Source organism: uncultured Butyricimonas sp. (assembly GCF_959596855.1).
GTDB classification, from domain to species: domain Bacteria; phylum Bacteroidota; class Bacteroidia; order Bacteroidales; family Marinifilaceae; genus Butyricimonas; species Butyricimonas muris.
Genome location: NZ_CAUFYA010000003.1, coordinates 24131 through 39975, shown reverse-complemented (window position 1 = coordinate 39975; position 15845 = coordinate 24131). Strand labels below are relative to the sequence as shown.

At 43.0% G+C, this 15845-nt stretch carries 11 protein-coding genes; 10 read left to right on the top strand and 1 reads right to left on the bottom strand.

Annotated features, from left to right (window positions below; genetic code table 11):
* The first annotated feature begins 48 nt into the window (after positions 1–48).
* The 10 genes from Q5866_RS02205 (at position 49) to Q5866_RS02160 (ending at position 14240) form a co-directional block, all read left to right on the top strand.
* The gene (locus tag Q5866_RS02205; protein WP_186974696.1) at positions 49–624 is read left to right on the top strand and encodes an RNA polymerase sigma factor; all 576 of its coding nucleotides are present in this window, start codon (positions 49–51) and stop codon (positions 622–624) included.
* 124 nt (positions 625–748) lie between these two features.
* Complete coding sequence (locus Q5866_RS02200) at positions 749–1921, top strand: FecR family protein (RefSeq protein WP_303178505.1); 1173 nt, start codon at positions 749–751, stop codon at positions 1919–1921.
* A 163-nt stretch (positions 1922–2084) separates the two neighbouring features.
* Entirely contained in the window at positions 2085–3092 is a 1008-nt protein-coding gene (locus Q5866_RS02195) for a TlpA disulfide reductase family protein (protein WP_303178503.1), read from the top strand.
* Positions 3093–3098: 6 nt separating this feature from the next.
* Positions 3099–4076 carry a hypothetical protein gene (locus tag Q5866_RS02190; protein WP_303178501.1) on the top strand — a complete coding sequence of 326 codons (978 nt, stop codon included), beginning with the start codon at positions 3099–3101 and terminating at the stop codon, positions 4074–4076.
* 221 nt (positions 4077–4297) lie between these two features.
* Positions 4298–7534 (top strand): SusC/RagA family TonB-linked outer membrane protein, encoded by a 3237-nt coding sequence (locus Q5866_RS02185; RefSeq protein ID WP_303178499.1) that lies wholly within the window; start codon positions 4298–4300, stop codon positions 7532–7534.
* An 18-nt stretch (positions 7535–7552) separates the two neighbouring features.
* Positions 7553–8956 (top strand): RagB/SusD family nutrient uptake outer membrane protein, encoded by a 1404-nt coding sequence (locus tag Q5866_RS02180; protein WP_099291103.1) that lies wholly within the window; start codon positions 7553–7555, stop codon positions 8954–8956.
* A 23-nt stretch (positions 8957–8979) separates the two neighbouring features.
* Complete coding sequence (locus Q5866_RS02175; RefSeq protein ID WP_303178497.1) at positions 8980–9954, top strand: DUF4843 domain-containing protein; 975 nt, start codon at positions 8980–8982, stop codon at positions 9952–9954.
* Positions 9955–9991: 37 nt separating this feature from the next.
* Positions 9992–11614 carry a PKD-like family lipoprotein gene (locus Q5866_RS02170; protein ID WP_303178495.1) on the top strand — a complete coding sequence of 541 codons (1623 nt, stop codon included), beginning with the start codon at positions 9992–9994 and terminating at the stop codon, positions 11612–11614.
* A 2-nt stretch (positions 11615–11616) separates the two neighbouring features.
* Positions 11617–12705 carry a TlpA disulfide reductase family protein gene (locus Q5866_RS02165; RefSeq protein WP_303178493.1) on the top strand — a complete coding sequence of 363 codons (1089 nt, stop codon included), beginning with the start codon at positions 11617–11619 and terminating at the stop codon, positions 12703–12705.
* Positions 12706–12854: 149 nt separating this feature from the next.
* Positions 12855–14240, top strand: coding sequence for an alpha-L-fucosidase (locus Q5866_RS02160; RefSeq protein WP_303178491.1), 1386 nt, complete (start codon positions 12855–12857; stop codon positions 14238–14240).
* Here Q5866_RS02160 and Q5866_RS02155 read toward each other — a convergent pair.
* On the bottom strand, positions 14237–15835 hold the full coding sequence (locus Q5866_RS02155) for a YfcC family protein (protein WP_303178490.1): 1599 nt from the start codon (positions 15833–15835) through the stop codon (positions 14237–14239). The two genes, Q5866_RS02160 and Q5866_RS02155, sit on opposite strands and share 4 nt — an antisense overlap.
* Positions 15836–15845: the final 10 nt, after the last annotated feature.

Sequence of the window (15845 nt, the reverse complement as noted above, 5' to 3'; positions counted from 1 at the left end):
GAAGCGTTCCATGAGGTTTTTGGGACGCTTCCTCTTTTATCTTTGTCAATGGGAGATGATGCATTGAATCAAGAGGAATTATTGGATTTGCTGGCACGGAAAGATAACCGGGCTTATCAACACTTGTATCGAATTTATTACGTGGCGTTGAAAGCTCTGGCGAATTATTACGTGAAAGATAATGATGTGGCGGAGGACTTGGTTCAAGATGTGTTTATTTCGTTGTTGGAAAGCGGGTACAAATTTAAAACGGAGAGCGAGGTTAAATATTTCCTGTACAGTTCTCTGAAAAATAAATGTATCAGCCATTTCAGGAAACAAAAGGTGCGGGATAAATATCACAAGGAAGTTTTGTCCTCGCAAACAGATGTAGAACACTTTTGGGATAAGGTGTTGGAGGAGGATGTGTATGCCCGTCTGATGGCTGCCGTCGATACATTACCGCCTCAATGCAAAATGGTAATGATGTTGACTCTTGAAGGGTTGAAGATCGCGGAGATAGCTGAAAAGATGGAGATTTCGGTGGATACCGTGAAAGAATATAAAAGTAACGGGAAGAGAAAATTGATTTCTCGTTTGAAAGATGCTGATTTGATTTGTCTGGTTAGTTTGATTTGGTTGTAACGTTCGTTACGAATAAAATCGTATATTATTTTTTATTTTTCATCCCCCCTTTTGGAAAGGATGTGCGTTTTATATATGAATGAACAGGAAAATGCTGTTTGTGTCTATTGATAAAGTATAGATTATGGATTCAAAGAAAGAGATATTATTTGAAATATCAAGATTGATATCCAAGAGTTTGGCAGGGAAGAGCACGCGGGATGAGCAAGCGAAGTTGGATTCTTGGAAGAGGGCGTCGGGGCATAACAAGATGCTGTTTGACCGAATTTATTCGGACGTGGTGGCACGGGAAAAGATTAGGCAATACCGGGAAGCTGACGTGCAGACGGCCTTTGATTTTTTCGTGCGGAGGAGGAAAGTTTTGGGCGACCGGAGGCGGAGAGTAAGACGAATGGTGCGATATGCGGCGATGTTACTGTTGCCTTTAGGGGTGGCTTTGTTCTATTTTAACCGGGAAGAGGGAGAGATGATGCCGAAGGAGAACCAACGGGTAGAAGTGGCGGTAACGGGGCGGAGAGTTCCCACGTTGACCCTTTCCAACGGGCAGGAGATGGTATTGTACGGGGAAGGTATTCTTTTGGATGAGGTGCAAGGGATACAGGTGCGGGAGAACGAAGCGGGTGGTTTGGAGTATTGTGTTCCCGATTCGGTGAAAGGGGAAACGGTGTATAATACATTGGAAACTCCGGTTTTGTGTGATTATAGTTTCACTTTGGCGGATGGAACAAAGGTGTGGTTGAATGCCGGTTCCAAGTTGCGCTACCCGGTGGCTTTCGGTGGCGACGAGCGGGTGGTATATGCCTCGGGCGAGATGTATTTTGAAGTGGCTAGGGACGAGAGTCATCCTTTCTTCGTGGAAATGGACGGGGTGCGTGTTAAGGTTCTTGGTACGTCTTTTAATGTCAACGCGTATAAAGGGGATAGGCTCGTGGAAGTGACTTTGGTTAGCGGGAAAGTGGAAGCTTACGCGGGGGAGCGGTGTTACGAGTTGAAGCCGGATGACCAGTTGCGTTATGATCGCGAAAGGAATTACGTGGAGATGGCTGTGGTGGATGCGGGAGATTTCATTGCTTGGAAAGATGGGCAGTACGTGTTCCGGGGAAAGAAATTGGTTGATGTAGCTCGGATATTGGAGCGTTGGTACGCGGTGGAGATTGTGCTGGAAGGGAGTGTGGGAGAGTCGATATTCACGGGCGTGGTGAATAAAGAAGAAAGTTTTGATGCTTTTGTTCAGCGATTGGGGGAGACGTCCTCTTTATCGTGTAGAATGGAGGGTAATAAATTATACGTTAGGTGATTTTTATCATGTTTAATTTGAAGTTAAAGCAATTTGTATGAAAAGGATTTTAGTATTAGGATGTTTGATAATGTCGTTTGTCGGGCTTTTCGGGCAGAGTGAAACGATAAGCGAGGATTGCGTGATTCGCGGTGTATTGGATTGAGTTTATAAGGGTAAGAAGGTGTATTTGGTGGAAGAGAAGGAGATTAATGGGGAGTCGTGGGTTGTGGATAGTTGTGATGTCGTTGATAATCAATACACGTTTGTCGTTAAAGATTGTGGCGTTCCGAGGATGTATTTCGTTAAGAGTGGTGATCCGGAGTGTTTGAGTCCGATTACTCCTGTTTGGGTGGAAAGAGGAACAGTTCGCGTGAAAGCTAATTCTCAGTTTTTTTTGAATTCTGATGTGGTTGGTACGCCGAATAATGAGATTTTTAGTGCTTATAGGGCAACGCAAAAGTTTCATATGGATAGTATTAAGCGGGCTGCTTGTATTGATATTTTATTGAACCGGAATCAATCGGATGAGGCGAGGGCCAGAGATTTTAAGGCCCGTACGGATTTTCATAATAGAAGAAATTTGGAGTTGCAGGAAGAATTGGTAAAACGTTATTCCGATCAGGCAATAGCTCCTTTTATGATTTTTTGGGAGATGCGGGCGAATGTTTCTTTGGATGAATTAAAGAAGTTGAGAGCCTTGGTCGATCCGAGTTTGAACGAGCATCCTTACACGAGACAGTTGGATGAATATATTCGATTGGCTGAGTTTAAGGTGGGAAGTGATATGCCGGATTTCAAATTGCCTGATAAGGATGGTAATTTATTTAAATTGAGTAGCTTGAGAGGGAAATACGTGTTGATTGATTTTTGGGCATCGTGGTGTGGACCATGTATGAGGGAAATGCCTAACGTGGTGAAACTTTACAAGGAGTGTAAGGGAAAGAATTTTGAAATCGTGGGGGTATCTTTGGATCAAAAGAGAGATGCTTGGCTAAATGCGGTAGAGAAAAATAAAATGAAGTGGATTCAAGTGAGTGATTTGAAATCGTGGGGAACGCCTCCCGTGAAATTGTGTAACGTGACGGCAGTGCCTTATACCGTATTGATTGATCCGCAAGGTAAAGTTATTGCGTTGGATCTTAGAGGTGAAGAGTTGATCAAGAAGGTAAAGGAAGTTTTAAATAAATAATAGGGTATGAGGTATTTGTTGTTGACGGTATTTTTATGTGGGTTGTTCTCTTGGACGTGTAACGCGAAAGGGCGTCCCACGGTAGTGAGTGCGGAAATATACGGTTATCAGGGAGATAAAGTACATTTTGATTTTCTTGAGAAGGATGGGATTAATATGGAGTTTCCGTACAAGGACGGACAGTTGATGGAATTCACGGTGGATTTGGATGATATTACTACATTGAAGCTGAATACTTTTATCGAGGTGTTTTTGCAACCGGGAGATTCTATTCATTTGAAGGTTACTTATAAAGGGCGGAGTTATGATAAAGTGGAATTCTCGGGAACTCCAGCGGCAGTGGCGGTGAACACGAAGGTATACGAGAAAGAGATGTTACAGCGTGAACGGCGTTACAAGACGAATATTCCGGCGATGCTGGTGACACAAGTTGATGCCAAGAAGTTCCACGAGGCTACCGTGCAGGAGTTGAAGGATGAAAAAGCTATTTTGGATAAGGTAAAGGGTGAGATTACGCCAGAGATGTATAATATGGTATTATCGAGTATCGAGGGTACGCTGTTGACTAATCTGATTACTTATCCTTACGCTAGTGCCGAAGTGCACAAGAAGAAATTGGAGGATTGTATGACTGCCGATTATTGGAGTGTATTGAAAGAGTATAAGTTGCGTAATGATAAAGCTTCATTGAGAAATAGGGCTTACATGTGTATGTTGTCGCCTTATAAAGATTACGTGAGAGAACGGGAAGCCCGTGCCGCAGGCAAAGAGTATAAGGCACCGACTTCTATTGAGGAGCAATACAAGGATTTGGCAGCTTTTTACGAGGGTGCGTTGAGGGATACGGCGCTTTTCGTGTTCTTGTATGATGCGGTGGCAGCAAATAAGGATTTTGATATGGTCGAGAAGTTGGTGAAAGATTATTTGAAGAAGTATAATAAGGAAAAAGAGTACAAGAAAATATTGAATCAAGTGATGCAATAGGCTTAAAATATAGAGGGAAATATATTCGCACTATATTCCCCTCTAGAATAGATTTTAATTTAAAGCCTCTAAACTAAAAACAATACAAAACTATGCAAAAAAAGAAGTGGATCTGTAGAGATTTAATTATTAAATTGGTTTGTTGTGTTTTTTTATGTGTATTGTTCTCTATACAGAATGTTTTTGGACAGGAACAAGAGTATAAAAACACGAAGATTACTATGAACGTGAAGGATATGAAGTTGAATCAGGTGTTGGACACGTTGGCTTCGGCGGCGAAGGTGAGATTCTTTTATAATCATTCACAGATTGATGTTGATAAGCGTGTTTCTTTCGATGTGAAAGATAGGACGTTGGACTACGTGTTATTGCTTGTGTTAGGCGATCAGTCGGTTGAGGTGGAATACCAGATGAACCGGGTCGTGGTTTTGAAATACAAGAAGTCCGCACAAGGGGTGGTCGTTTTTAAGATTCGAGGGACGGTAATAGATGCGGCAACGAAAGAGACGTTGCCCGGGGCGAGTATTATTCTCAAGGAAAACAAAGCAATGGGTGTTGTGACGGATATTGACGGGAAGTTTTTTATTGAGGTGCCGGAGGGGACTTCTGCCTTGTTGGTGTCTTTCGTGGGATACGAGGAGGAAATTGTTCCGGTGACGGGAAATATGGAGAACGTGGTGATTAAGTTGACCGAGAAGCAGACAGAACTGGAGGATGTTGTGGTGACGGGTATGGCTCCTCGTAAGGTGGAGAGTTTCTCGGGTGGTTACGTGACGGTAAAGGGAAGCGAGTTGAAGAAACTTAGTCCGAATAATTTGTTAAAGGCGCTTCAAGTGTTTGATCCCAGTTTCCGTATCTTGGAAAATAATCGGGCAGGGTCGAACCCGAATGCAATGCCGGAGTTCCGTTTACGGGGAGATGTGCAGTTGGGTAACGGGGGAGTGGATGCGAATAGTATGGAGATGATGATGGGTGATTATTCACAACGCCCGAATATGCCGCTTTTCGTGTTGGACGGTTTTGAAACTACATTGCAGCGTATAGTGGATATTGATCCGGAGCGGGTGGAGTCGATCACAATTTTGAAGGATGCGGCAGCTACCGCTATTTATGGTTCCAAGGCTTCAAATGGTGTGGTTGTCGTGGAAACGAAGAAGCCGCTTCCGGGTGCGTTGAATATATCATATAGCATGAATATGGGTATATCCGTTCCCGATTTATCGGATTATAATTTGATGAACGCGAAAGAGAAATTGGAATACGAGCGACAGGCCGGGGTGTTCACGACCACGAGTCAATTGAATTATTATAATTATTATAAGGCAGAAATTCAGAGAGGAGTAGACACGTATTGGTTATCGGAACCTTTGCGTACAGCTGTAACACATCGCCATACGCTATCTATGGAAGGTGGTGACGAGGCATTGAGGTATAATTTGAGCTTGAATTATTCGAGAGAGCCGGGTGTGATGAAGGAATCGGGCCGAAATACTATGGGGTTAGGATTGTCACTTCAATACCGTCGGAAAAAATGGAATATTCAAAACCAATTAACATTGTCGAACGTGAGGGGTGATAATTCTCCGTACGGTTCGTTTAGCCAGTACACGAGATTGAATCCTTATTACCGGAAGACGGATGAGAACGGAAGATACACGAGTTTCTTGGATCAAAAGATATTGCCGGGTGGAGGTGGAACCGTGACAGTGGTAAATCCGTTGTATAATACTTTGTTTAAATACAAGGATTTTACAGAGAATTTTAATGTGGTGGATAATTTCACGATAGAGTGTGCTATACAGGAAAATTTCCGTGTGTCGATAGGAGCTTCCATAACAAAAGGTATTTCACGTATGGAAAAGTTTAAATCGATGAATCATACTGATTTTATCCCGCAGGAGGACCTAACTAAAAAAGGTTCGTACGAGAAGAATACGGGAGATAATGTGGCGTGGAGTGTGAATGCTTCCGTGAATTATAATTACACGAAGGATAAGCATTTGTTGAGTTTGTTTGCGCGTTGGAATGTGGATGAATCAAAGAATAACAGTGTCAATTTACAAGCATTCGGTTTCCCGAATGATAATATGACTGACTTTTTGTTCGCTTACGAGATGGATGATCGGGTAAGAGGTTCCGAATCAACTTCCCGTACAGTAGGTTTGATAGGACAAGTGAGTTATATGTATGATATGCGCTTTGCTGTTGATTTTAGTGTTCGGGGTGACCTTTCTTCCCAATTCGGAGCGAATACGGGTATGGCTCCTTTCTGGGCTGCCGGTGCTCGTTGGAATATACACCGGGAAAAATGGTTTCAGAATACATTAATATCTAATTTGGTTGTACGAGGTTCGTATGGAGTCACGGGTTCTCAAAGTTATTCCCCGTATCAGGCGAAAGAAACTTATACTTACGACGATTTGTTGTTCCCGTATCCTTCTTCGGATATTTTAGGTGCTCAATTGAAAGGAATAGGTAATCCGGATTTGGGATGGTCCACGACGAAGAACCGGAGTTTGGCTCTCGAGATTGGGTTGTGGAATAGTCGGGTGAATGCATCATTCTCGTATTATAATAATTACACGGATGAGTTGTTGTTGGATTACAATATAGCGCCTTCAACCGGTTTTGCGTCAAAGACGATGAACGTGGGTGCGGTTGAGAATGAAGGGTATGATATTCAGTTCAGCGTGATGCCTGTTCAGGATTATGAGCGGCAGATTCAATGGAGTGTTTCCGCAAATGGCTCGCATAACAGAAACGTGATCAAGAAGATTTCGAATGAGATGAAGGCGATGAATCAAAAGAATCTGGAGAAGAAAGACGGTTCTCCGGAAGCTATTTATGAAGAGGGGAAGTCCACGACACAGTTGTTTGTTGTTCCATCCTTGGGAATAGATCCGGCAACGGGGCAGGAAGTGTTTTTGACTCGTAACGGGGAAAAGACTTATATTTGGGATCCGCTCGATAAGATTGCTGTCGGGGATCAGGAACCGAAATTGAGAGGTGCTATTTCTTCCGCGTTCACGTATAAGAATTGGAGTGTTGCTTTAGCTTGTACTTACGAACTGGGAGCATGGTGGTATAATCAAACGTTGGTGGATAAAATTGAAAATTCCAGTGCGGCGTATAATGTGGATCGTAGAGCGTTATCCAGTCGTTGGAGTCCTGAAAACCGGAATGCCCGTTATAAATCAATGTCGATTGTCAGCCAGCAAACGGGGATGAGCAGTCGTTTCGTTCAAAAGCGTAATGAGTTGTCCTTTACATCTTTGTCTGTTGGTTATCGTTTTGACCCGAAGAATTTTAAGTTCTTGCAGGCTTGCCGGATAGCAAGTGTGTCATTGAATGCCACGATGGAGGATTTAGGACGAATTTCTTCGATCAAGACGGAGCGGGGGTTGGATTATCCTTTTGCCCGGATGTTTAACGTGTCCTTGTCGGTATTGTTTAATTAAAATGTGGAGGAGTACAAGATGAGAAATATATTAGTAGTTGCAATTTGTACCGTTTCATTGTTTTTATCGTCCTGTCAGGATTGGATAGATGTGAACCCCAAAACGGATATCGAGGCAGAGAAATTCTTTACTTCGGAGGATGGTTTTAAAAGTGCATTGACGGGTTTATATAGTATGATGACTCTTGAAAAATCGTATGGTAGACAAATGACATTCGATTTTGTAGAGAAATTGGTACAACGATATGATAATTATGCCCCGGGAGCTGTTACGGATGAGGAGCGTGCGGCAATATACAAGTATGGTGAGACTACAAGTTCTAAAAATGCCATAGCCGATATTTGGTTGAAATTGTATAACGAGATAGCGAATATCAATAATTTCCTGCAATATCTTGAAACGAACGGGGATGTTATTTTGACGGAAGGTTATCGAGATTTGATGAAGGGTGAGGCTCTTGGGTTACGGGCTTTCCATTATTTCGATATATTGCGTTTGTGGGGGCCGATTTATTCGTTGGATTCCACGAAGTTATGTATCCCTTTCCGGGACAAGTTCGATTCGGAGAGCGCTCCTATGATGGCTGCTAATGAAGTTGTTAAGCGCATTGTTGCAGATCTTCAGGCGGCTGAAGAGTTGTTGAAAAATGATCCGATGAATTACGAGCATGTGGCTGAAGAGCCTTTTATCGGGCAACGCAAGCATCGTATGAATAAGTTTGCGGTGAAAGCGATGTTGGCACGTGTATATCTATATCGGGGAAATAAAGAGTTGGCTGCACAGTATGCTCGGGAAGTGATTGAAAAATCCGGCTTAGAACTTGTTCGGAATAATCAGCAGGATGTTTCTTTATATGGAGAGACCGTTTTTGGTCTTGCCATGTATGATATGGAGGAGAAATTGAAAAATTACTGGGTGAATGGTTCCTCTTATGATGTGCAGTATTATATTACGGGAAATAATGCAAACGGATTGTTCGAGATTAACGAGGGAATCGGTTTGAATGATATGCGTTATCGTTCCGGGTATGGTTTTAATCATACGGCTAGTAATCTTTTGATGTGTCGCAAATATCTTGGTGAGGGGTTGTATGGAGAAAAAATACCTTTGATTCGATTAGCCGAGATGTATTATATTTTGGCTGAATCTGTGGCTTTGTCCGAGTGTGGGCAATATATTAATACGGTGAGAACTACTCGGGGTATTTCCAGAAGTAATAATTTGGGAACGGATGTGACGGAGGAACAACGGTTGGAGGTGTTGGATAAGGAGTACCGGAAGGAGTTTTTCGCGGAAGGACAGTATTTTTATTTCTTGAAAAGACATAATAGGAGTACGTTTTATCGTTGTCCCGTGGAGAACTTTTCTGCTTATGTTCTGCCGGTTCCGGATGACGAGAAAACTTATGGAGAAGCCGAGTGATTTAAAAATGTAAAGAATTGGTTATGAGAAAGTATATATTATATATAGGTTTTTTGTTGCTCTCTTTTGCATCGTGTCAGGAGAAAGAGATTATCAGTTATTCGTTGGAGCGAGATGGGCTGCAATTTAATTATGACACGAATGCTTTAAGGGTTACTGTTGATTTCATGAAAGAGTACGTAACGGATACGATGCGGTGGGGACCGGGTGATAACGATTATTATTTGGAGCCCAAGTATTCGGGAGATTCTTTGTTAAAAAAAGGTGTGAAGTTGAATTTGTATTTGATGGGACGTGCCGCAGATTATGATCGGGAGTTTCGATTGAAAGCTAAGGTCGGAGAGGGAGAAGATCCAACGGCAGTTTCATTTTTGGAGTTTGAACCTTCATATGTGTTTCGTGCCGGACAGTTAAAGGATACGGTAGAGGTGTACGTGTTGAATCCAAAAGTGCGGAAAGAATTTACCGTGAGCATCGTGTTCGACGTGGAGAATTCGGATCCTTCTTTGGAACTGGGGGCAGCGGAAAAGGATGAATATCGTGTACGGTTGATTAATCGATACCCGCAACCGAGAGAATGGGATGATGATGTTGTAGGAGAGTATACGGAAGATAAATATGCATTTATGGTTACTATTTTGAAGACCTTGTATAACCCGTATGCTAATTGGAGTGAGGACCTTAAGACTTTGAATGAAGCGTTGGTGGAATATAAGGCTTTACACCCGGACGAAGAGGTGGATTTTTCGTTCCCGGAACCGCCGGCTCCACAGTGGTGGAATTATCCTCCTCATTTAGCTATATTGGGAGAGTATTCTATGGCTAAACATACTTTTATGCAGGAGGTGCTTAGTGCTGCAGACTATGAAAGTTTTGTCTACTGGTATGCGGAGTGGGATGCGGTTAGGTTAAATCAGTTGTTGAGAAATGCTTATGATCAATATAACACAGAGCATCCGGATAATCCGTTGCCGTTCGAGCAGTTCCCGGTATTGTAAGCAAAGAAGAATGTCTATGAATTTGTAAAATAGGAATATGATGAAGAGAATAATAGTTATATTGAGTTTTGTCACGTGGCTTCTTTGTGGATGTTATGATGATAAAGGAAACTACGATTACAAGGATATAAACACGATCGAAGGGCTTACCTTCGATCCCGTGCCAGAGGTTGTTACGGAAGGGACTTCGTACCGGTATACTTATCGGCAACCGATTCAAGAGGAGTTGTCTGTTACTTATTCTCCTGTTTTTTCTCAGAGTGAGGTCGAGGGGGAAGAGAATATGGAGTATTTGTGGGTGGTGAGTTATCGTGAAGGTAATGAGAATGTTATGGATAGTGTCTTCACGAAGGAATTAACACTTACTTATCCGGTTCGGAAATCATCCAGTTATAATGTTAAGTTCCGATTGACGGATACAAAAACCGGAATTAGTACTTACCGGGATTTTACGATGGGAACAAGATTACCTTTTGTACATGCGTGGTTCGTGTTGAATGGAGAGGAAAACAATCGGAAATTGTCTACGGTGGAGGATCCGGATTCCACGCATGCGATTATTACTTTGGATGCTTATCGGGAAACTTGGGATGTGGAGCGGTTTCAGAAAGCGAATTCATTGATGTTTGCGGGATCAGTTTCTTATACTCGAGATATGGAACGTTTTTACGTGGTTCAGTCTGATTCTGCATCATTTATGCTTCCTTTTGCCTTGGAAGATGCTAAGGCTTCACGGAATTTATTCGCTCCGGGATTAAACCCGACTAATCTGGCGTATGGAGTTTCCCATGTATTGTGGAGGAATGCTATTGTTGTCGATGATGCCGGAAAATTTTATCATTCGGGTGATAGTGGATTCTATTTTGCGGGTTTGGCAGAGGATAACGTACAGAACTATGTGATAGATAAGATTTATATGTCACAATCCGGTTTCGTGACGGTGTGGGATAAGGTGAATCGAAAATTTATGTCCTATCGTCTGAATGGAATGAATGGTTGTTATAATTTTGGTGTGAGTGAAGATATCTATCCTCAAGAGGCTGTCGAGTATAATCTGGAAAAATTGACTCCATTTCCTGTTGAAGGACTTCAAGAGGTAGATAAACAAGGTGTTACTCATAATATGGAGATATTGTGGTTGGGTAAAGGAATTTCGGTAAATTCCAGTGAAGAAGGTGCTACGGCAATAGGTGTGATGAATGATACTTGTTATTTGTTGAAAATAGAAGCTAGTAGTAAAGGAGGTAAATCGGCAAAGGCGGATGAGTCCCCGATAAAAGTAGTTCGTGAAAAATTAGGTAAGTTAGGTTTTAACGGAAATACATGTTTTGCCACAACGGTTGCCTTCATGGACCAATTTTTATACACAGAGGAAAGTAAAGTTTATTTGTTTAATGTCGTAACAAAAGAAAAAGTGGAACTTTATGATGCAGGAAATGTGATTACCCGGTTGAAATTCAGGTCTGATTCGGAGGGGGATTTTCAGTATGAAAGTGAACCTTACAGGACGTTGGGTGTCGTGGTAAATGCAGGAGGACAGGGTGAATTGCATGAAGTTGTATTGAGTGTGGGAGGTGATTATGTTGACTCGCACGTGTTTACGGGGTTTGGAGTGATTAAAGATGTTGTTTACACGGCGATAACCAGAAGATTGAATTAATTATGTGGAAGTTATTTGTATTAGGTTGTTTATTTTTCCCCGGGATTGTTTTCGGGGAAAAGAAAAAATTCACGATTAACGGAGCAATTCCGGAGATGCCCGAGGGAAAAATGATTGTAGTTTCACAAGAGGTAGGGCGTGTGGATACCTTGGGGCAAGGTGATATCGTAAGTGGTAAATTCGTGATTGAAGGTGAGTTGGATGAGCCTCGTGTAGCTTTGATTTATGTGGCTGGTTACGGTGGTGGTTTTGTATTTATTTTGGACACGGATGCACCTTACGAGATGGAATTGTTTCAATCCGGAAAGAGTGTGATTAGGGGAGGAAAGTTGCAAAAAGAGTTGAACGTCTATCAAGAAGCCGTGACAGAGGAAAATCAAAAGATTCGGAAAGTAAAGATGGAATTGGAAGAGGCTTCTGCCGCCAAGCATTTCAGGACAGTGAACGAGTTGAAAGGAAAATTGGAACAGGTAACGGCAGACGCTCAAAAACGTTTGGGTGTTATCGTGGAAAGAAATAAAGACAATGTACTGGCGGCTTATGTGCAGACTGCGGGCATGGAACGGATGGATTTGAACGGATTGAAAATGTGTTATGCCGGATTATCGGATAAGGCAAAACACACGGGGCCGGGGAAATTGATGGCTGCGCGTATTCGGGCGTTAGAGGGCGTGGAAGTAGATGCCGTGGCTCCGAATTTTACGTTGCCTACTCCAGAAGGGAAGGAGATTGCCTTGTATGAGGTAAAGGGAAAATTGAAAATCATCGATTTTTGGGCTTCGTGGTGCGGCCCCTGCCGAATGGAGAATCCGAATATGGTGAAGTTATACAACGATTTTAAAGAGAAAGGGCTTGTCGTGGTAAGTGTTTCTTTGGACGAGAAAAAAGACAAATGGGAAGAGGCGATTAAAAAAGACGGTCTGACATGGTTGCACCTTTCGGATTTGAAAGGTTGGCAAGGTGATGTGGTAAAAATGTATAACATCGATGCCGTACCGACCATTCTGGTGCTGGACGAGAACAACCGGATTATAGCCAAGAATCTTAGAGGGGAAAAGTTAAGAGCTTTGGTATCTGATAGATTAGAATAGAATTGGTGTTCTTGTTAAAAGAAATTGTTCAAAAAAGGGAGAACTCTAAGTTTCCATCCTTTTTTGAACAATTCCTTTTTTATATGATTCTTGTTTTGTTATCTTTGTATGTGTTTGTGTAAAATATATTAATTGCTAAAAGAGAAACAATGCGAAGATTATTGTTGTGCGTGGTATTCGTTCTGTGGTGTACCTTGTTGAAAGCCCAATACGAGGGAATGGAGTATTATTGGGAACAGGATTCGGCAGTGAAAGCAAAATTGGAACGGTGGCAGGATTTGAAGTTCGGTTTTTTCGTGCACTGGGGACCGTATAGTCAGAAAGGATATTGTGAATCGTGGACGATTTGTTCGGAAGATGTGGATTGGATTCAACGGGACACGACGATTTCTTATGACGAGTATTACCGGAATTACGTGGATTTGAAAAAGACGTTTAACCCGGTGAAGTTCGACCCGGATAAATGGGCGGAATTGGCAAAGGAAGCGGGAATGAAGTATTTCGTGTTCACGACGAAGCATCATGACGGTTTCTGTATGTGGGACACGAGGGAAACGGATTATAAAATAACTTCTAAAGAATGTCCCTATCACACGGCGGAGAAAGCGGATGTGTTGAAAGAGATATACCGGGCTTTCGGGGAGCGGGATTTTATGATCGGGGCGTATTTCTCGAAACCGGATTGGAATAGTCCTTATTATTGGTCGGATCGATGGCAGCATGGCGACCGGAACGTGAATTACAAAATCAAGGAACACCCGTGGATGTGGGAAAAGTTCTGTAATTTTACTTTTAATCAAGTGAAGGAATTGATGACCGGATACGGTCCCGTGGATATTCTTTGGCTAGACGGTGGTTGGGTTGCACCCGAGAACCGGGGACAAGATATCAGGTTGGACAAGATTGTTGATATGGCTCGGGGGTATCAGCCCGGATTGATCGTGGTAGATCGTTGGGTGGGTGGAAAATACGAGAATTATCGTACCCCGGAACAGAAGATTCCCGAGAAGCCGTGGGATTACCCGTGGGAAACCTGTATGACCATGGCGAATCAATGGTCGTATCTGCCGGGAGACAAATATAAACCTACCCGTGAGTTGGTTCATAACCTTGTGGATATTGTCAGCAAAGGGGGAAACTTCCTGTTGAACGTGGGAGTGGACGGGAACGGAGAGATTCCGCCGGAAGGAATAAAGATTATGAAAGAGCTCGGGGCTTGGATGAAAATTAACGGGGAAGCCATTTACGAAACCCGACCGATAGCCCCGTACAAAGAAGCGAAGATTTGTTACACGAGGCACAAGAGTAACGGGAAGATTTATGCCATATACTTGAATGACGAGGATGAACCGAATCCGCCTTCCCGGATTATGCTTTACAGTATAAAGCCGGAAAAAGGGACAAAGGTTTCGTTGTTGGGATACAAGGGTAATTTAAGCTACAAACGGGTAGGCAATGGAATACTCGTAACCTTGCCGGCTTCATTCGTGAAGAATCCGCCATGTGGGCACGCGTGGAGTCTTTGTATATTTTAAAACCCGTTCAATTGCATCGTGGCGGTCGGGATAAGCAAAATAAACCCGATGACGATCAAAAATAAGATAAACTTCCAGAAGAATTTTACCCAAACGTCATAAGGTATACGTGCGATACCTAAAGCTCCGATCAGAACCCCGGAAGTGGGGGTGATCATGTTGGTAAAGCCGTCACCGAATTGGAACGCCATAACGGTAGCTTGTCTGGATAACCCGATCACATCGGAGAACGGTGCCATAATCGGCATGGTTAGGGCTGCCTTTGCAGAACCGGACGGAATGATGATATTGATCATCGTCTGGATGAGATACATGACTCCTAACGAGAGTACCTTCCCCGTTTCGTTCATGAGATTTGCCAATGAATGAAGAATGGGATCAATGATATGCCCCTCCTGTAAGATGATAATAATTCCCCCCGCAAGTCCCACAACCAACGCCGCGGAGAGAATATCTTTCACTCCGGCAATAAAAAGTTTTACAATGTTATCGGCATTCTCCTTTGCGGCGAAACCGGATAAAATACCCATGGCCAAAAATAATCCGGATATTTCGGGTAAATACCAACCGTAGCCCATGACTCCCACGATCAGGAAAAGAATCGTGAAGCCCAGAATAGTCAATATAAAAAAGTGATAGGATTTTCGTAGCGAGAAAAAACCGATCAACGCGAATAATATGGTTAGGACGGGGAGTACAAAGGTGGTCAAACTGGAGTGTTCTCCGATAGATAACGTGGTGCGGGGGAAATAGAACGAGAAAATGGCAAGTCCCGAAAGGATAAAAAGATAAACCATCCAAGAGGAGGAATAGGTTTTATATTCTATTTCTTCGGTGGTAGCTACTTTCTCTTTACGCCAATGGCTGTCGAGATTGTAGACTAATGATGCTTTCGGGTTCTTTTTCACCTTTGCCGCGTAACGCAGTACCCAAGCGATCATAATCACGTTGAGAATCGCCCAACAGAACAAGCGATATTCAAACCCGGAAAATAACGGTAAGTCGGATAGCCCTTGTGCTATGCCTATCGTGAACGGGTTGAGAATGGCCCCGGCAAAACCGACATGAGCGGCAACGTACACCATGCATACGCCCGTGAGGGAATCGTACCCCATGGATATCGCCAAAGGAACGATGATAATAACGAAAGCCAGTGTTTCCTCGCTCATGCCGAATATGGCACCGAAACTACTAAAAAGTAGCATGACCATCGTGATAATAATATTGTTTACACCTAGTTTGCGTATAATCCCGATGTGTTCCAGTTTTCGCGTGGAACGCAGGAAAGAGAAAATCCCCACGTCAATTGCCTTACTGTTGTTCATGATCCAGAAAGCTCCGCCGATGATCAATATAAACGCGATAATGCCCGCCTGCTTCTCGAACCCGTTGAAGAGTGCGGAGAATACTTGCCATGTCTGCGGGCTCTTGGCAACCTCATGAAATGAATCGTTCACGATAACCGTGCGTTCCACGCCGTTTACATCGACGGTTTTCCGCGCGTATTCACCCCCCGGAATAATCCATGTCAGGATAGCACAGATGATAATAATCGAGAATACAATAGTGTAAGTGTGCGGAACTTTCTTTAGCATAAGTGGTATT